The organism is Streptomyces sp. NPDC090088 (assembly GCF_044747345.1).
Classification (GTDB): Bacteria; Actinomycetota; Actinomycetes; order Streptomycetales; family Streptomycetaceae; genus Streptomyces.
In genome coordinates this window covers 447,222-466,164 of sequence record NZ_JBIVDZ010000004.1, presented here as the reverse complement: position 1 = coordinate 466,164, position 18,943 = coordinate 447,222, and the positions used below count along the sequence as shown (strand labels likewise).

Sequence of the window (18,943 nt, the reverse complement as noted above, 5' to 3'; positions counted from 1 at the left end):
AGGTTACGCCGGACGGGCGGCGATCTGAGTTCTTCCCATTCCGCGGTTGACTACGTAGTCTGAGCGCGTTCAGCTGCCCGGTGCGAAGCCGCCGCCGGGCGGGGCGAGATGTGAAGGGATCGGTGAGCCGTGGTACCCACCGGCGGGGACAGGGGCGTTCCTCGGCCTGCGAGCACCGACGTGGCACGCCTGGCGGGTGTGTCACAGAAGACCGTGTCGCGTGTGATGAGGGGCGAGCCGCATGTCCGACCCGAGGTGCGTGAGAAGGTACTCCTCGCGGCGCAGCAGTTGCGTTACCGCCCCAACGCGGCGGCTCGCAGCCTCACCTCCGGCCGGACAGGCCGGATCGGTGTCGTCGCGCTCGACGCCCGGTTGTACGGACCGTCGACCCTGCTCGTCGCGGCGGAAGCGGCAGCGCGCCGACTGGGTTACGCGACGATCGCGGCACACACGGGCGAGGACGACACCCACGCTCTCGCCGGCCCGATCGAGCGACTCCTGGAGCAGGGCGTCGACGGCATCATCCTGCCCGAGGACATCGATGAGGGGCCCATCGCGGTGACCATCGACGTGCCGGTGCTGACCATGGGACGGTTCCACAGCGTCTCCGCCCCTCGCCGCATAGAGGCGGCTGAGCGTGCCGACCGCAGCGGTTATGTGGCGACCCGTCACCTCATCGACCTCGGCCACACCGAGATCCGCCACCTCGCCGGGCCCGACCGCTGGTGGGCGGCACGGGACCGTGCCGACGGCTGGCGCTCCGCGCTGACCGACGCCGGTCTGCCGGTGGTCGAGCCCATCGAGGGGGGCTGGACCTGCGAGGGCGGCTACGAGGCGGGGCTCCGTCTCGCGGAGGACGCGGCGATGACCGCAGTATTCGTCGCCAACGACGAGATGGCGATCGGCCTGATCCGAGCCCTGCACGAAAACGGCCTTCGCGTGCCCGACGACGTCAGCGTCGTGGCCATGGACGACATCCCCGCGGCCCGCTTCCTCAACCCCGCTCTCACCACCATCGTCCACGACCTGGACGCCATGGCGGCCGAAGGCGTCGCACTCCTGGTCGAGGAGATCGCCGCACCCACCGCCACCGGCCGCCGGATGCATCTCGGTGAACCGGTCCTCGCAGTCCGCGAGTCGACCGCACCGCCCCGGCGCGCAGCGACCACACACAGTCAGGAGTCTTCGTGACGAGCACGTCGCGCCTGCCCCGCCGCGTCCTCTTCGGAGCGGCCTACTACGCCGAGTACCAGCGTGGCGAGCGGGTCACCGAGGACTTCGACCGGATGGCCGCGGCCGGATTCAGCGTCATCCGCGTCGGTGAATCCGTGTGGTCGACCTGGGAACCCGAGGACGGCCGCTTCGACGTCGACTGGCTGCAGCCGGTCCTCGACCACGCTCACGCCCGCGGCATCCACGTCATCCTCGGAACCCCCACCTACGCGGTTCCGCCGTGGCTCGCGCGCAAGTACCCCGAGATCGCGGGCGAGACCGCCGGCGGCGAACGCGTCGGCTGGGGCGCGCGCCAGGAAGTCGACTTCACCCACGCCGCCTTCCGCTTCCACGCCGAGCGCGTCATCCGCGTCATCATGGACCGCTACGCCGCCCATCCCGCGGTCATCGGCGTCCAGGTGGACAACGAACCGGGCTTCCACCTGCTGCACAACCACGGTGTCTTCCAGCGCTTCGTCGACCACCTGCGCCACCGTTACCGGGACGTCGAGACCCTCAACAAGGAGTGGGGTCTCGTCTACTGGTCGCACCGCCTGTCCGACTGGTCCGACCTGTGGAGACCGGACGGCAACGCGCAACCGCAGTACGACCTGGCCTGGCGCCGGTTCCAGGCCGAGCAGACGGCCGAGTTCATCCGCTGGCAGGCCGACATCGTGCGCGGCTACACGGAGCCCGGCCAGTTCGTCACGACCTGTATTGCCTATCAACTCCCCGCCATGGATGACGAGTTGACGTCCCGCGAACTCGACATCACCTCCGGCAACGCCTACTACGGCATGCAGGACGCGCTGCTGCTCCCGCAACCGCACCCCACCCAGCGGCACTGGTTCACCACCGGCGTGCCCGCCCTGCACCTGACGGCGGACCGCATGTACGCCTCCCGGCAGGCGCCCTTCCTGGTCACCGAGACGGTCGCCCTGTCGGTGAACGACTCCGGGCACATCAAGCCCGCCTACGACGGGCAGTGGCGCCAGGCCGCCTGGGCCCTGGTGGCACGCGGCGCCACGATGATCGAGTACTGGCAGTGGAACACCCTGCGCTTCGGCGCCGAGACGTACTGGGGCGGCGTCCTTCCGCACAGCGAGGTCCCCGGCCGCGCCTACCGCGAGATAGCCGCGCTGGGAGCCGAGTTCGCCGCCGCCGGCGAGACGGTGGCCGACCTGACACCGCACAGCGACGTCGTCCTCCTGTACTCCACTGCCAGCAAGTGGCTGATGGAGAAGCAGCCGCCGCTGGCCGACGCCCACGGAGCCCCCGACCGGCACGCCTACCGGGAGATCTTCGACGCCTTCTACCAGGGTGCCTTCGACGCCCGGCTGCAGGCCCGGCTGGTCCACGACCACCAGATCCTCCACGGAGCGCCGGGTCAGGAGCGCCCGGATCCCGCGCGGTTCGCGGCACAGCACCCGCTGCTCGTCGCCGCGGGGGCGCAGGTGACCGAGCGGCCTCTGCTCGACTGGCTCACCGCCTACGCCGCGGCGGGCGGACACCTCGTCCTGGGACCGCGTACCGGTTACACCGACGAGGAGGGCCGGGCCCGGGCGGAGGTCGCGCCCCCGGTCCTGTCCGAACCCGCGGGTGCGGTCTACGGCGAATACAGCAACCTCGACGGTGACGTCCCGCTGACCGTCGTGCCGGGCAGCGGACTGCGACTGACGGAGGACGCCACCGCCACCCGTTGGGCCGACGGTCTGGTGGCCACCGACGCACAGGTCCTGGCCGGCTACGAGCACCCGCACTTCGGGCAGTTCGCGGCCGCGACGACCCGGCCCCACGGCGAGGGACGCATCACGTGCGTGGGCACCCTGCCCAACCCCTCCTTCGCCAAGGCCCTCTTCGAGTGGGCGCGCCCCACAGCCGCGCTCTGGGGTGAACTTCCGCAGAGCGTCACGGTCAACAGCGCGACGAACAACGGCGGTCGGCGCGTGCACGTCCTGCACAACTGGGCGTGGGAACCCCAGGCGGTCACCGCGCCCGTCGACCTGGAAGACGTACTGGCCGCCCGCAAGTTCCGCGCGGGAGACGCCGTCGAGCTGGGCCCGTGGGACGTCGTTGTCACCGTCGAGCTGGTGACGGCATGACCGGCCGGCCCAACCCCCTGATCCCGGGCTTCAACCCCGACCCGAGTGTCATCCTCGTCGACGGCGTCTACTACCTGGTGACCTCGACGTTCGAGTACCTTCCCGGCCTGCCGGTGTACCGCAGTACCGATCTCGTGACATGGGAGCACATCGGCAATGTCGCCGAGCGCCCGGAGCAGGTCGCCGTCGGCTCGGTCGTCACCGGCGCCGGCGTGTTCGCGCCCACCATCCGCTACCACGACGGACTTTTCCACGTCATCGTCACGGTGGTCGGCAGCCCCCGGGGCTGCGTGGTGTTCACCGCCACCGACCCCGCCGGCCCGTGGAGCGACGGACTGACCATCACCGGCGTCGACGGCATCGACCCGGACCTCGCCTGGGACGACGACGGCACCGCCTACGTCACCTACTCCGGACTACGGCTGTCGGGGGAGGAGGCGGGACGCCACTACGGCATCGAGCAGGTCCGGGTCGACCTGGCCACGGGCCGGGCCCTCGAAGCTCCCCGCTCGCTGTGGTCCGGGACCGGGTTGCGGTTCCCCGAGGCCCCCCACCTGTACCGGCACGGCGACCACTGGTACCTGGTGATCGCCGAGGGCGGCACGGAACGCGCTCACGCGGTGAGCATCGCGCGCGGTGCGTCCCCCGCGGGCCCGTTCACCGGGTACCCGGCCAATCCGCTGCTGACGGCGAGCGGACACTCATGGCCGATCCAGAACACCGGTCATGCCGATCTGGTGGAAACCCCCGACGGTGGCTGGGCGCTGGTGCTGCTGGGCGTGCGTCCGGTCGGTGCGGCGGAGGCATTCTCTCCGCTGGGCCGGGAGACGTTCATCACCGATGTGGTCTGGGCCGACGACGGCTGGCCGACTGTCGCTCCCGTCGAACTCGCTCCGCGTCCGGGCACCGAGCACGTCGTGTTCACGTTCAAGGACGAGACCGCCCTCGACGATCCCGGCTGGCTGGCCGTCCGCACCACACCCCGCGCCGTGGCCCGTGTCGCCGATGAGCACCTGGAACTGCGTGGGCAGCAGGCCGGCCTCGGCGATCCGCAGCCGGTCTTCGTCGGCCGTCGTCAGCGCCACCTGAACGCCGTGGTGACGACCACGGTGGACGCCTCCGACGGCGTGGGAGGTCTGGCCGCGCGCTACGACGAGCGGCATCACTTCGGCCTGGAGGCGAGGACGGAGGACCGCATCACGGTCGTGACCGCCTGGGCCGCGCTTGCCGGTCTGCGACAGGAGTGGCGCACGACGTTCCCCTCCGGCCCGGTCGAACTGGGCCTCGAACTGCGAACGCCGCCGGAGGAGGCCACGGCCGTGGGCGGGGACCTGGTCCGGTTGCTGGCCAACGGGACACCGCTCGCGGAGCTGGACGGGCGGTACTGGACGGCGGAGACCTGCGCGTCGTTCACCGGCCGGGTCATCGGGCTCCATACGAGCGAGGGAGTGGTGCGTTTCGCGGAGTTCCGCTACGCCGGCTGGGACATCGCGCCCGACCCGGAATGATCAAGCCTGGGTCCGCCGACCGCTCGTGCCGACATCGCCGCTCGTGCCACGTCGCCGCCCGCGCGCGTGGACGCGGGGCGCGGTCGGCGCCCGTGACGTGCCCTGGCACGCAGGCTCCTCTCCGCCATGCAGCAACGATTGGACAACCCCGTTGAAAGACCACTACATCGACGCGGTCACGGGTCAGCTCGTCGTGGACGGCGATCCCTTCCTGATACGCGGCATCGAACTTCACAACTCCACGTCGTCCAGCGCGGAGTACCTCCAGCCGCTGTGGGAGCGATTCGCCGGTGCGGGGGTGAACACCGTGCTGGCCCCGGTGAGCTGGGAACTCGTGGAGCCACGCGAGGGAGAGTTCGACTTCGGCCTGGTCGACGCCATGCTCACCGGCGCACGCGAGCACGGGCTCAAGCTGGTGCTTCTCTGGTTCGGGAGCTGGAAGAACGGCTCTTCGAGCTACACGCCGGTCTGGGTGAAGCGCAACCCGTACCGCTTTCCCCTGCAGTTCGACGCGGCCGGCACCCCGCTGGACAACCTCAGCCCGTTCTCCGCGGCCAACCGCGACGCGGACGCCGCCGCGTTCGCCGCCTTCATGGAGCACCTCGCACGGGTCGACGGCCGCGAGAAGACCGTGATCATGGTGCAGGTGGAGAACGAGGTCGGCCTTCTCGGCGCCGCCCGCTCCCACGGAGCGGACGCGGCGGCCGCCTGGGAGGCTCCCGTACCGGCCCCCCTTGTGGACGCCCTGCGCTCTGGAGCATCGCCGCACGTCCGGGCCCCTCTCGAACCCTCCGCCCCGACCTGGGGCGCCTTGACCGGCGACGCCGACCGCACGGCCGAGCTGTTCATGGCCTGGCACTACGCGACCTACATCCAGCACGTCGCCGCCGCGGGCCGGGCGCACCACGACATCCCAATGTTCGTCAACGCGTGGCTCGACTCGATCGTGCCGGACGAGTCCTCGCGTGCGGACGTCGTGTTCGCCGGCGGGCAGGCACCCGGTGTGTTCCCCAGCGGGGGACCGCTTCCGCACGTCAGCGCGGTCTGGAAGCTGGCGGCCCCCGCGATCGCTTTCCTCGCGCCGGATGTGTACTTCGGTGACTTCGAGATTCCGTTCAAGGACTACGCGGACACCAACACCGCGTTGTTCGTGCCCGAGATGCGTGCTGACGCGCACGGCGTCTCGCACAGCTTTCTCGCCATCGGAAAGTACGGTGCCATCGGAGTCGCGCCGTTCGGCTTCGACTCCCTGGGTGTTGACGAGACCCGCGACCTGCGCCGCACTTACGCTCAGCTCGCGGCACTGGAGACTGAGATTCTCCGGGCCCAGACCCAGGACCGTGTGTGCGGCTTCCGAGTCCGGGCCGGTGAGGAGGAGCCGATCGCCTTCGGCCGGTACGAGTTCGTGATCAAGGCGTACAAGGAGCGGGGAGAGGGCGAGAACCTCGGCTACGGGCTCCTGCTGTGGAGCGGCGAACACACGTTCATCGCGGCCGGCCACAACTTCACGGTGGACCTTCGTCCGGACGGCGACCGGCCTGTTGCCGTCCTGCAGGCGGACGAGCTTGTCGCCAAGGACGGTGAACTCGTGCCGCAGAGAAGGCTGAACGGCGATGAGACCGCCGCCGGAACCAGGATCAGGATCGCGGAGAACCCGGACCGCGTGCACGGCTTCATGCCTGCCTCGGGTTCACTGTCCGGTGTCGTGCGCTTCTCGCTGCACTCCCGTGAGAGGAGCCATGGATCCGCCGGCCCGGCTGGGCAGCGGCCGGTGGTGGTGGACGGCGGCTGATTCAGGTCTTGCTCGGGTTCCTCCTGCGCCGGGACCAGCGTCTCGGGCTCTCGTCTCACGATGGAGCAGTGACGGCTTGACGGAGGGCTTGCGGCCCCCGGGATGGCGGGGCGCCCACCACTGCCGCGGCGTACGACGGTGAAGACGCGGCCGGGCGCCGTCAGCTCCTCGCGCGGATGGAACCAGGCAGTGTCAGAGCCCATGGCGCCGGTGGGCTGTCAGCCTCCTCCACACAGGGTGTGATGAGATGAGGTCATGAACGCGGTTACCACTTGGACTCTCGAACAGACGTCTGCTGCTGATCTGATTTCCGTTCGCGTGCCGGAGGCCGCGACCTCAGGTGATCTGTCGATTGTCCGGGTGGAGATTCCTTCGCCCGAGCTGAACTGCTTGCTTTACGCCGTGGTGGGTGCCGGCTTCGACTGGAGCGAGCGCCGCGAGTGGACGCCGGGGCAGTGGCTGGCGTTCGTCTCCAAGCCGGGAGTGGAGACGTGGCTGGTGTACGAGCGGGGCACGCCGGCGGGATACATCGAGCTGGACCCCCAGCCGGATGGCGCGGTGGAGATCACGCAATTCGGGCTGCTTCCGGCGTTCCAGGGGCGAGGGATCGGCGGTTATCTGCTGTCGTACGGGACGGCGCGGGCGTGGGACCTCGCGAAGCGGTGGGAGCACCGCGAGCCCACGAAGCGCGTGTGGTTGCATACGTGCAGCAAGGACAGCCCGCACGCGCTGGGCAACTACGAGCGGCGGGGCTTTCGGGTCTTCGACACGAAGACGGAGCAGGCGGAGTGACCTGAGCCGGAGCGTCTTGCACGAACCCCGTCAGAACTCCGGTCTCGAATTACCGGCTCGACAGCGGCGGGAAGGCCGGCGGTGTGGGTCTTCGTGGCCCACACCGCCGGCCCGACCAGGGGTGGCTACCGGACGGTGCGGTAGGCGTTGTCGACGGTGCCGGTGTACGTGTTGCCCGCGGTGTCGGCCAGGGCCGCCCTGAAGGAGACCGTGCCCGGCCTCGCCGGGTGGGTGAGGGTGATGGACCGCTTGCCCGACGCGTCGGTGCGGACGGCGACCGTACGCCAGTTGCGGCCCCCGTCGTAGGAGACCTGTACGGCCAGGGACTTCAGGTGCCCCCGGGCGGCCGCGGGCCCCTGCACCACGACCGGCACCGTGGTGCGACGCCCCGCTTGGGCGGTGCCGGTCAGTGTCAGCGCCGGTGTGAAGCGGACCGCGGACAGCGGCAGGGCCTGCGCCGGGCCGTCGGGGTCGACGTACGCCGAGGTGAAGGTCCAGGTCGCGGTGACCCGGTCGCTGACCGAGTAGGTGCTCAGGCTGCGCTGTGACTGCATGGCCAGCGTGTACTTGGTCTTCTCCGCGGGCAGCCCGCTCAGCACACCCGTGAAGCAGGGGTCCACGGTGGTGCTGAGGTAGGTCGTGCGGCCGGCCGTGAGCACGGTCTTCTCACTGGCCGCGACGTCGAAGACGTAATGGCCGTCGGAGAGCAGCGAGTTGCACAGGGCGTACGTGTTGCCCAGTCGTTTGCCGCCGATCCAGTTCGGTCCGTCCGCGACAGCGGGACCGAACACCGCCTTGTTGTATGTCTCGTGGTAGGTCCGGCCCGTTGCGTAGCGCGTGGCGGCGACGGGGGTGATCTCGCGGTACGGCGAGGGCTCGCTGCCGCGGTAGATGCGCTGGCCGAGGCTCCAGCGCAGGCCCTGGTCCGTCGAGACGTAGGTCACGGCGCGAGGGGTCGGGACGGGCCTGGTGTACCCCAGAGTGCCGGGGCCGGCTTGGGTCAGCTGAGGGAAGCCGGGGGTTTCCCACTGGCCGGACGGTTCGGCCTTTCCGTTCTTGACGTCGGAGCCGATGGCCGTCTCGATTCTGGCCATCGACGACTGCCGGACCGTCCGGGTGAGCCCGGTGAAGAAGGATCCCTTGCGAGTGACCACGACGTCGTACTGCGGCTCGGCGCCTCCGCCGGCCGACCAGACACCGCTGTACTGGGCCGCGAACTCGTCCGCCGGAGCGCTCGGCCCGACCTGGGCCGTGGTGATGCCGCCGTCCACGGCCACGGCGATGCCGAAGCCGCTCCCGTTGGCGGCGTACTTCACGATCGGATTGCGTGGGGCGGCCCCGGGAACCGGGGTGGTGACCGTGGCGCCCTTGGCCTTGCGGACGTCGAAGACGACGGTGGTGTCCTTGGTGATCGACAGGCCGGGGGCGACGAGCATCGAGCTTCTGTCGGCCTCGGTGATCCAGTCGTCCATCACATAGCGGCCCTTGGGCACTCGAATCGTCACCTGGTAGTCGCCGTCGGTGTCACGGTCGAAGGGATACCAGTACTTGCTGCTGCTGCTCATCGAGTCCAGGGAACTGGTGGCGTATTCCGGCTTCCCGCCGCTCCTGCCGATGGTCTTGACGGTCAGGTTGTACGACTCGACCTCGCGGGTGACGAGCCCGGGGGTGCGGACCATGTTCTTGCCGTCGTCGGAAGCGGCGGTGACCGCGCCGGAGTAGACACCGTCCGTGGTGCCCGTGCGGGTGTCGGCGGTGACGGTGGCGGTGGCCGTGCCGCCTGCCGGGACGGTCAGGTCGGACGGGGTCACCGTGAACACGCCGGGGGCGCCTTCGGCCGTGAGATGGAGGGTGACGGGCGCGCTGCCGCTGTTGCGGTAGGTGAGGGTCTTCGTCACCGGAGTGTCGTCGTCGTGCGGCCATTCCTGGGTGCCGAAGGCGAGGGACGCCGGTTCGGTGACGACGTTCTGGGTGATGCCGCGGGTCAGATCGACCCGGCCCGAACCCTGCTCGTACGCCGTCGGACCGGAGCGCGGCTTGGCCGAGGCCATCAACGCGGCCTTGATCCGCTCACCGGTCCAGTCCGGGTGCTGCTGGGCGAGGATGGCGGCGGCCCCGGCGACATGAGGGCTGGCCATGGAGGTGCCGGACAAGGTGATGTAACCCGGGGTGCCGGCGTCCGTGCCGATCACGGCGTTCTTCGCCTTGGCGCCGACGATGTTCACACCGGGTGCGGAGATGTCCGGCTTCAGTCCGTCGTCTGCCGTCGGACCCCGGCTGGAGAAGGACCCCAGGGAGTCGTCGTGGTCCACGGCCGCGACGGTGATCGCCGCATCGGCACTGCCGGGGGAGGCTAGGGTGCCCTCGCCCGGGCCGTCATTGCCGGCCGAGATGGCGAACAGCACGCCCTTGGCGGCCGAGAGTTCGTCGACGGCCTGCTCCAACGGGTCCGTTCCGTAGACGTCACGCTGGCCCAGGCTCATGTTGATGACCTTGGCGCCCTGGTCGACCGCCCACTGCATCCCGGCGACGATGCCGGAGTCCGAGCCGTAGCCGTCGTCGTCGAGCACCTTGGCGTTGAGCAGCTGCGCGCCGGGCGCGACGCCCTTGTACTTCCCGCCGGAGGCCGCGCCGGACCCGGCGATGCTCGACGCCACATGGGTGCCGTGCCCGAACATGTCGTCGGTTGTCCGGGTACCGGCGAAGTTCGCCGAGGCGACGACCGCGTCCTTGAGGTCGGGATGGGTGGTGTCGACGCCGGTGTCCAGCACGGCGACCTTGACGCCCTTCCCGTCGAGCCCGGCCCGCCACGCGTCCGGGGCCCCCATCTGGGCCGTACCGGCACCGTCGTCGGAGGGCGCGGCCGCAGTGGGACGGGGGAGTGCCTCGACCCTGGCGTCGAGCCAGACCCGGTTCACAGCGGGCGCGGCGGCCACCGCGCCGGCCGCGCGGCGGTCCGGGTCGGTGAGGGCACGCCACGCGGTTTCGGCGGCCTTCTTGTCGACGGCCAGCGACTGCCCCCGTACGGCGGGCAGTTGGCGCAGGACATGGATGTTCGCCGTGTGCAGTCCGTCCTTGGTGACGGCCTGCTGCCGGACGGTGCCTCGGTAGGACACGATCAGCGGCACCTGCTTGCGGTGCGCGTCGTCGTAGCCGTCCGCCACCAGCTGTGTGATGTCGAACAGCCGCCGGTCCAGCCTGCCGCTGTCGAGCAGCTTGACGGCGTCCGACGGGATGACCGAGGTGTGGCCGGCAACGACCCGCGTCATGTAGCGGATGTGCGCGCGTCCTTCGGCCCGGGTCACGCCGAGGATCCGCCCATCGGGACCGACCCGTACGGTGTCTCCGGTGATCAGGGTCACGTGCGTGGTGGGGCCGGCCTGGCCGCCGGCGGACCCGGCGGCGGCCAGGGCCGCGGTGGTGCGGACGACGGCGGTGGCGGGTCCCGCCATACCGAGGAGCGCGGCCGCTGTCATGCCGTAGATCACCGCTCTGCGGCGTCTGCTGGATGCGTTGGTATCCCGCAAAACGAGGTCTTCCTTCCCGTTCGGGTGTTGGGGCGTCCGTGGGTGAACGGCCGCGGTCACAGACTGGGCAGGAGGCGGATTGGTCAGTACTCCCACCTGGCTTCTGATCAATTCCGTTGTGGCGCAGGTGAGTTGTATTTGCGGACCGGGCGGACGGAGCTAGCGTTGCCTCGGAGCTTCCTGTGGACCGGTGGAAGGCGGGGTCTGGTGGGACGACGCGAGAAGCCGGTGGACCCCGGCGCCGGTCCCGTGCAGCGGCTCGCGCACGACCTGCGCGTCCTGCGGGAGGAGGCCGGCAGACCCACCTACCGGGAGATGGCGCGGCGGGCGGACTACTCGGCGAGCGCGCTGTCCCAGGCGGCAGCCGGCGAGCAACTGCCGTCGCGAGCCCTCGTTCTTGCGTACGCGGCGGCGCTCGACGCGGACGTGGCGGACTGGGAGAAGCGCTGGTGCCAGACGGATCTGGAGGTCCGTGAGGCCTTGGCGGACCGGGACGCCGCACCGCCGTACCGAGGGCTGGCCCGGTTCGAGACGAGCGACCGCGAGCTGTTCTTCGGCCGGGACAAGCTGGTCGCTCAGTTGCTGGACTTGGCCGGGCGGCACCGCTTCGCCGCCGTTCTCGGGCCGTCCGGAAGCGGGAAGTCCTCACTGCTGCGGGCCGGGCTGATCCCCGCGCTCCGGGAGATCCCGGACGCCGGACGGCCGGCGGTGATCCGGGTGCTCACCCCCGGCGAACGACCCTCGCAGACGCACGCCGATGCCCTCATCCCGCTTCCGGGAGAGGGCGAAACCTGGGTGATCGTCGACCAGTTCGAGGAACTGTTCACCCTCGGCCCGGACCCGGAAGACCGGGACCGCTTTCTGCGTCGGTTGCTCGCGGCCCTGAGCCCCGAGAACCGGCTGCGTGTGGTCGTCGCGGTCCGCGCGGACTTCTACGGCCACTGCGCCGAACACCCCGCGCTGGCGGAGGCCCTGAGCGGAGCCGACCTGCTCGTCGGCCCCATGACCTCGGCCGAACTGACACAGGCGGTCACCGGTCCGGCGACCGCGGCCGGGCTGACTGTGGAACGCGCCCTGGCCACCAGGATCGTCGACGAGGTCGGAGGGCGGCCGGGAGCACTGCCGCTGTTGTCGCACGCCCTGCTGGAGACCTGGCGTCGGCGCCGCGGCCGGTCGCTGACCACGACGGCGTACGAAGAGGCGGGCGGGGTCCGGGGCGCGATCGCCGCCACCGCGGAAGAGCTCTACGCCGACCTCTCCCCGGCGCAGGCCCGCATCGCGCGCCGGGTCCTGCTGCGCCTCATCGCCCTCGGCGACGACGGTCCCGACACACGCCGCCCGGTGGCACGCGCCGAACTGGATCCGGGGGGTGGGCGCGCGGGGCGGGATCTGACCCTCGTCGTCGAACGCCTGGCCGCCGCGCGCCTGATCACCCTGGGGGACAGCCTTGTCGAACTCGCCCACGAAGCGCTGATCAGTGCCTGGCCCAGGCTGCGTGGCTGGATCGAGGAGGACCGCGAACGACTGCGGGAGCAACGCATGCTCGGCGAGGCCGCCCGGGCCTGGGAGGACCTTCGGCACGAACCCGGCACCCTTTACCGGGGGACCCGGCTCGCCCGGGCGGAGGAGCTGTTCCCCGCCGTGCCGGTCCAGGACGACGACCTCATCCCGACGGAGCGGGCCTTCCTCACGGCGGCGCTGGACGCCCGTGCAGCGGAGCGGACCGCGGTCGTCCGTAACGCCAGGCGGCTGCGCACGTTGCGGACTGTCCTGTCCGCGTTCCTGGTGCTGTCCCTGGCCGCCGGCCTGCTCGCCTGGCAGCAGCACCGTTCGGGAGAACAGCGCCGGGCCGAGGCCGCGGCGCGCCGGGTGGCCGCGGTCGCCGACGGACTGCGGTTGTCCGCCCCGCGCACGGCGATGCTGCTCGGGGCCGCCGCCTGGCGGATCGCCCCGCTGACCGAGACCCGCTCCGCGTTGCTCGGCTCCCTGGCCCAGCCCGAGGTCGACGCCTTCACCGATCCGGAGCAGGGCAACGACGTGTTCCGGTACCTCAGCGGCCGGAGCCGGACCCTGCTCACCGTCGTGGGCCGCCGGATACGTCTCACCGACGTCAGGACGCATCGCCCGGCCGGTTCCTTCCGACTGCCCGCGAACGCGTGGGTGGCCGACGTCAGCCCGGACGGCAGGACCTTCTATCTCGGCACGTCCCACGGTGACCGCCTCTGGACGCGTCCGGCGGGACAGTCCACGGTCGCTCCGCGCGGTCTCGGGGATGCCGTCCTGATGCACTTCGCGGCCGACGGAGCAGGCTACGTCGCCCTCGTGGCCTCCCGGGCGGGCAGCCGGAACACCGTGCAACTGCGGCGGCAGCGGGACGACAAGGTCCTCTTCGAGGCGCCCGCGCCGGAGAACCTGACCGACACGGCGCTCGACGGGTCCGGCCGCAACCTGGCCGTCTGCTCCGTCGGAGGTCCGATCCAGGTGTGGGACACCGTGCGCCGGGAGCGCCTGCCGGGCCCCTGGGACAGTGCGCGGCAGGGTGTGTGCCGCACGGCCGGCGACAGCCTCAGGTACAGCTTCGACGGCACGATGCTGGCCGTCGTCTCCGGAACCGGGGCCCATGTGTGGGACATCCGCCACCGGCGCCTCGCCGCCACCCTGTCGGACCCGGGCGGCGGTGGCTTCCACGCCCTCGACTTCACCCCGGACGGCGCCTTTGTGGCCACCGCGGACGCCCGCGAACTCGCCGTGTGGCGGCCGGGAGCTGCGGGTGCCAAGGTGTTCCGGCGCCCGCTCGCCGGCGGAGCGGTCCAGAACCTCGCGTGGGCACCCGGGAAGGATCGCGTACTGCGCCTCCTGGACGGGGCCACGGTGCACTCCTACGATCTCACCGACCGTCTTGAGTCCCCATGGCAGAGTCCGCCGCCGGACGCGGCGGCGCTGAGCCCGGACGGGGCCCTGGTCGCCGTCGCCGACCGCCAGGCGGGGACCGACCGCCTCGTACTGCGTTCCACCCGTACCGGCGCGGTACTCGCCGAGCCGCCGCCGATGCGCGCGACTGACGCGGGGCCGCCGCTGCTCGCCTTCAGCCCGGACGGCCGGGCCCTGGCGACCAACGGCACTGTCTCGGTTCGCGGTTCCCGTCGGGAGCGGGTCCTGGTCTGGGACGTCCTTGAACACCGAGTACGAGCGGCGATCGACTGGCCCGGCACCGCCGCAGCCCCCGTCTACGGGATCGCACTGGGGCCGGGCGGCGGCCGGGTACTGGTCTCGGGGCTGGTGGGTGACCAGGCGGTGGCCGAGGTCTGGGACACCGCCGACGGGCGTCCTCGCCGGACAGCCACGCTGCCCGGTTTCTCCAGCCCGACCATCGCTCTGCGGCCCGACTCGAAGCTCGTCGCCGGTTCCCAGGAGGAGTACGCCGAACTGCCGGCCGGCCCGGTCGTGGGCCGGGCGCTCAGTGAGGGCAGAAAAGACGGCCCGCTGGCCTTCTCCCCCGACGGCAGCCGCCTCGCGGTCGGCGACTCCTCGGGGCGGGTGTATCTCTGGGACGGTCACGTGCGGCGCCGCACGGGTGTGCTGACCGCGCCCTCCGTCTCCGAGGAGCCCTCGGAAGCCGTCACCGCGCTCGCCTTCTCGCCGGACGGCGGGACCCTCGCCGTGGGGGGTGCACGGGGCGGCATCCAGCTCTGGGACGTGGCCTCCCAGCAGCCGTTGGGGACCGGCCTGCCCAGCCCGGGTGACGAGATCCGGTCCCTCGCGTTCGGTCCGGACGGAGGCACGGTGTATGCCACCGGCAGGCACGTGGTGCTCCAGCGTTACACGGTCGCTCCGCAAGAGGCCGTCACGCGGATCTGTGAGCGAGTCGGCGGCGCCGGTCTCTCCCCCGCGGACTGGAAGGCGTACATCCCGGATGTTCCCTACCGCCGGATCTGCGAGAGCGGGCCGCGCGGCTAGGGTCCCGCGCCAGAGATTCTCCGCCAGGGGCGCGCGGGGGAGTGGAGGATCTCTTCGGAGGTCTTGACCCGGATGAACGGCTTGGTCGGCTCCCAGGGCTTGGACGTTTGCCCGCCGCGTCTTGTCGCGGGTGTCCTGCGGGTGCCCGCTGGGCATGATCGGCAGCACGGCTGGGAGCGATCCGGGGCCTGGAGCTGCGACTTCCCGTCCACCGAGAGCGCCACCGCCCTCTCGGGCGGGTTGCAGAGCGCGCCCACGACGTCGTAGACCTTCTCCACGGAAAACGGGTCCGTGGAGGGTCACCGCGCCCGCAGGGCCAGAGCCCGGGCCGATGTCGCGCGACCCGTCCACCCTCCCGACACCGTCCGCTCGTCGTCGGACAGCGGCAATGGTTCGAGCTTCTCCGGCCCCGACGCGGAACTGACGCGCCAGCAGCAGTCACGCACCTACTGACGATCAACTACTGGCGCAGGACACCGGAACGCCGTCGGCGCCGGGAGGGGGAGCCATGGCCGGCGACAGGGGCGGGCTCGGCCACCGGACGACCGACCGGGCCGTCCACCGGTGCAGGTGGGGGCCCGGAGCTGTCCGGGAGATGTCGATCACCTGACGGTGCGATAGGCGTTGTAGATCGTTCCGGCGTAGGTGTTGCTCTCGGTGTCTGCCAGGGTGGCCTTGAAGGACACGGTGCCGGGCCGTGCCGGGTGGGTGAGGGTGACGGACCGCTTGCCGGATGCGTCGGTCCGGACGGTGACGCGACGCCAGCTGTGCCCGCCGTCGTAGGAGACCCACACGGCGAGGGACCTGAGGTGTCCCCTGGCGGCGGCCGGGCCGCGCACCGTGACCGGGACCACCGTCCGCCGACCCGCCTTGGCCGTGGCCGTCAGGCTCAGGTCGGGTGCGAAGCGGACGACGGAGAGCGGGAAGGGCCGCGCGGGGCCGCTGGTGTCGACGTAGCCGGAGGTGAAGGTCCAGGTCGCGGTGACCTTGTCGCTCACCCCGTACTCACGCGGGCTGCGCCGTGCCTCGGTGGCCAGTGTGAACGTGGTGCTCTTCTCGGGCAGGCCGCTCAGCACGCCGTAGTCGCACGGATCGCGTGGCACGTCGAGGTAGGTCTTGCCGCCGGCGGTGAGCACGGCCTTCTCCTCGTCATCGAGTTGGATCAGGCGGCGGCCGTCGGAGAACGGCGCGTTGCACAGGGCGTAGTCGTTGCCGGTGCGCATGCCGCCGATCCAGGTGGAACCGTTCGAGACCTGTGGGCCGTAGACGGCCTTGTTGTACGTCTCGTGGTAGGTACGGCCGGGCTCGTAGCGCTTGGCGTTCAGGTCGGTCGTCACGGCGTACGCGGAGTCCCCGCCGGGGCGGAAGAAGCTCATGCCCATGTTCCAGCGCAGGCCGTGGTCGGCCGACACATAGAGGACCGCGCGGGTGGCCGGCAGCTTGATGCGCGCTCCGGAGGTGGCGATGTCACTGTTCGTCAGCTGCGGGAAGCCGGGGGTCTCCCACTGTCCTTCCGGTACGGCCTCGGCGCTCTTGACGGTGGCGGCGACGGCCATGTCCACCCTGGCCAGGGAGGACTGACGGACTGTGTGGGTGAGCCCGTTGAAGAAGGATCCCTTGTGGGTGACCACGATGTGGTACTGCGGCTTGCCGGCGCCCGGCGCGGCCCAGACGCCCGCGACCTGGGCCGCGAAGCCGCTCTGCGGCGCGTTCGGGCCGACCTGGGCGAGCGTGGTGTCGAGGGCCGCCGCGGTACTGACGTAGTCGTACGCCCGTCTGCTCCCGTTGGAGGCGTACCGCACCTGCGGATAGTCACCTTCCTGCTCGGGCACGGGGGCGGTGATGCCGATCTTCTTTCCCTTGCGCTGGTCGAAGACGAGCGTGGTGTCCTTGGTGAGGGACACCAGGGGCGCGACCTGCAAGGAGCTCTTTTCGTCGCTGGTCGAGATCAGGTCGTCCGCCAGATAGCGCCCCTTGGGCAGCCGCATCGTCACCTGGTAGTCGCCGTCGGTGTCACGGTCGTAGGGGTGCCACACCTTGGGCGAGGACTTGGCGACCACGGTGGCCCGCGCCAGGGACGGAGCCCTGCCGTCCAGGCCGAGGGTCTTCACAGTGAGCGTGTACGACTCGACCTCACGGACGACGGCCCCCGGGGTACGGACGACTGTCCGGCCGTCGGCCGAGGTGGCGGTCACCGCGGTGAAGTGCGTACCGTCCGCAGCGGCCACGCGGGTGTCCGCGGTGGCGGTCGCGCTGGCCGTGCCGCCCGCCGGGACGGTGAGCGTGGCCGGGGAGACGGTGAACATGCCCGCCGTACCGGCCGCCGTGAGGTGCAGGGCGACGGGTTCGGTGCCGGTGTTGCGGTAGGTGAGGGTCTTGGTGACAGGAGTGTCGTCGGTGTGCGGCCAGAGCTGGGTGCCGAAGTCGAGGGACGGCGGCTCCGCGACGACGCCCTGGGCGATGGCACGGCTCAGGTCGACCCGGCCGGAGCCCTGCTCGTACGCCGACAGTCCGGCACCCGGCTTGACGGAGCCCATCAGCGCGGACTTGAGCCGTTCTCCGGTCCACTCCGGGTGTTCCTGGGCGAGGATGGCCGCGGCCCCGGCGACATGCGGGGTGGCCATCGAGGTGCCGGACAGCTTGACGTAGCCGGGGGTGCCCGCGTCCTCGCCGATCCTGCCGTGCTTGGCCTTGGCGGCGACGATGTTCACGCCGGGCGCGGAGATGTCGGGCTTCAGCCCGTCGTCGGCCGTCGGGCCCCGGCTGGAGAACGGGGCCATGTCGTCGTTTCGGTCCACGGCGGCCACGGTGAGCGCCGCGGCGGCGCTGCCCGGCGAGTTGAGGGTCTGGGCGCCGGGGCCGTCGTTGCCCGACGCGACGGCGAACAGCACTCCCTTGGACGCCGACAGGTCGTCGACGGCCTGCTCCAAGGGGTCGGTGCCGTAGGCGTCGGTGATGCCCAGGCTCATGTTGACGACCTTGGCGCCCTGATCGACAGCCCACTGCATCGCCGCGATGATGCCGGAGTCCGAGCCGTAACCGTCGTCGGCCAGCACCTTGCCGTTGAGCAGCCGCGCGCCCGGTGCCACACCCGTGTACCTGCCGTCGGACGCCGCGCCGGAGCCGACGATGGTCGAGGCCACATGGGTGCCGTGCCCGAAGCGGTCGTCGGTGTCGGGGGCTTCGGTGAAGTTCCTGGAGGCGAGCACCCTGTCCTTGAGGTCCGGGTGGGTCGTGTCGATGCCGGTGTCCAGGACGGCCACCTTGACACCCTTGCCGTCCCAGCCGGCCCGCCAGGCGTCGGGGGCGCCGATCTGTACCGTGCCGGTGTCCTCGCCGGGCGGGCCGGCGGTGACCTCCGGAGCGGCCTTGACCCGGCCGTCGAGCCAGACATGGTCGATGCCGGGCGCCATGGTCAGCGCGTCCTTCGACCGGGTGCCCGCCGGCTCGGTGAGCGCCCGCCACACCTTCGCCGCGTCCTGCCGGTCGGCGGTCAGCGCCTGCCCGTGCACCGCGGGCAGGTCGCGCCGCTTGTCGGCGTCCGCCGCCGTCAGCGCCCGCTGGGCACTCGTACGCCGGCTCTGCCCGCCTTTGTAGGAGACGATCAGCGGCAGCCCGTTGCGGTGCTCGTCGGTGTGGCCGTCTGCCATGAGTTGCGTGATGTCGAAGAGCCGGGGGTCCAGTCTGCCGCTGTGCAGTGGCCCGATCGCGTCCGTCGGGACCACCGAGGTGTGCCCGGCGGCGACTTGCGTCGTGTAGCCGACACGGCCGCGGCCCTCGCCACGCCGCACCCCGACGACCCGGCCGGCGCGGTCCACGGTGACGGTGTCACCGGTGATCAACGTAATGCGCGCGTGGGATCCCGCCGTGCCGGCCCGGACGTCGGCAACCTGGTCCGGCAGAGCGGTGGACGGTGTGGCGGTGCCGGCGAGGCCGGTCATCGCCAGCAGCATGGCCGCGCTGTAGGCCACTGCCTTGCCACGCCCGGGAACCCGCCGTCTGCCGCGGTTTCCGGATGAGTGCCTGAATCGATGCCGCAAAAGAATGCCTCTC

The 18,943-nt window shown here is 71.2% G+C and carries 8 protein-coding genes; 6 read left to right on the top strand and 2 right to left on the bottom strand.

Annotation, left to right across the window (positions count from 1 at the left end; translation table 11 throughout):
• The first annotated feature begins 129 nt into the window (after nt 1-129).
• The 5 genes from ACIPSJ_RS22190 to ACIPSJ_RS22170 all read left to right on the top strand — a co-directional run bounded on the left by ACIPSJ_RS22190 (nt 130) and on the right by ACIPSJ_RS22170 (nt 7,406).
• Complete coding sequence (locus ACIPSJ_RS22190; protein WP_401347994.1) at nt 130-1,191, top strand: LacI family DNA-binding transcriptional regulator; 1,062 nt, start codon at nt 130-132, stop codon at nt 1,189-1,191.
• Nucleotides 1,188-3,314 (top strand): beta-galactosidase, encoded by a 2,127-nt coding sequence (locus ACIPSJ_RS22185; protein ID WP_401347992.1) that lies wholly within the window; start codon nt 1,188-1,190, stop codon nt 3,312-3,314. The genes ACIPSJ_RS22190 and ACIPSJ_RS22185 overlap by 4 nt, the downstream gene beginning before the upstream one ends.
• The gene (locus ACIPSJ_RS22180) at nt 3,311-4,822 is read left to right on the top strand and encodes a family 43 glycosylhydrolase (protein WP_401347990.1); all 1,512 of its coding nucleotides are present in this window, start codon (nt 3,311-3,313) and stop codon (nt 4,820-4,822) included. The genes ACIPSJ_RS22185 and ACIPSJ_RS22180 overlap by 4 nt, the downstream gene beginning before the upstream one ends.
• 151 nt (nt 4,823-4,973) lie before the next feature.
• Entirely contained in the window at nt 4,974-6,614 is a 1,641-nt protein-coding gene (locus ACIPSJ_RS22175; RefSeq protein ID WP_401347988.1) for a DUF5597 domain-containing protein, read from the top strand.
• A 255-nt stretch (nt 6,615-6,869) separates the two neighbouring features.
• Nucleotides 6,870-7,406: a GNAT family N-acetyltransferase gene (locus tag ACIPSJ_RS22170; RefSeq protein ID WP_401347985.1), complete on the top strand. Its 537-nt coding sequence runs from the start codon at nt 6,870-6,872 to the stop codon at nt 7,404-7,406.
• 125 nt (nt 7,407-7,531) lie between these two features.
• Here the strand turns inward: ACIPSJ_RS22170 and ACIPSJ_RS22165 are convergent, their stop codons facing one another.
• Entirely contained in the window at nt 7,532-10,882 is a 3,351-nt protein-coding gene (locus ACIPSJ_RS22165) for a S8 family serine peptidase (RefSeq protein ID WP_401347982.1), read from the bottom strand.
• A 258-nt stretch (nt 10,883-11,140) separates the two neighbouring features.
• On the opposite strand from ACIPSJ_RS22165, the gene ACIPSJ_RS22160 reads away from it, so the two are divergent.
• Nucleotides 11,141-14,890: a hypothetical protein gene (locus tag ACIPSJ_RS22160; protein ID WP_401347979.1), complete on the top strand. Its 3,750-nt coding sequence runs from the start codon at nt 11,141-11,143 to the stop codon at nt 14,888-14,890.
• A 602-nt stretch (nt 14,891-15,492) separates the two neighbouring features.
• On the opposite strand, the gene ACIPSJ_RS22155 is transcribed toward ACIPSJ_RS22160, so the two are convergent.
• The gene (locus tag ACIPSJ_RS22155) at nt 15,493-18,843 is read right to left on the bottom strand and encodes a S8 family serine peptidase (RefSeq protein WP_401347976.1); all 3,351 of its coding nucleotides are present in this window, start codon (nt 18,841-18,843) and stop codon (nt 15,493-15,495) included.
• Nucleotides 18,844-18,943: the final 100 nt, after the last annotated feature.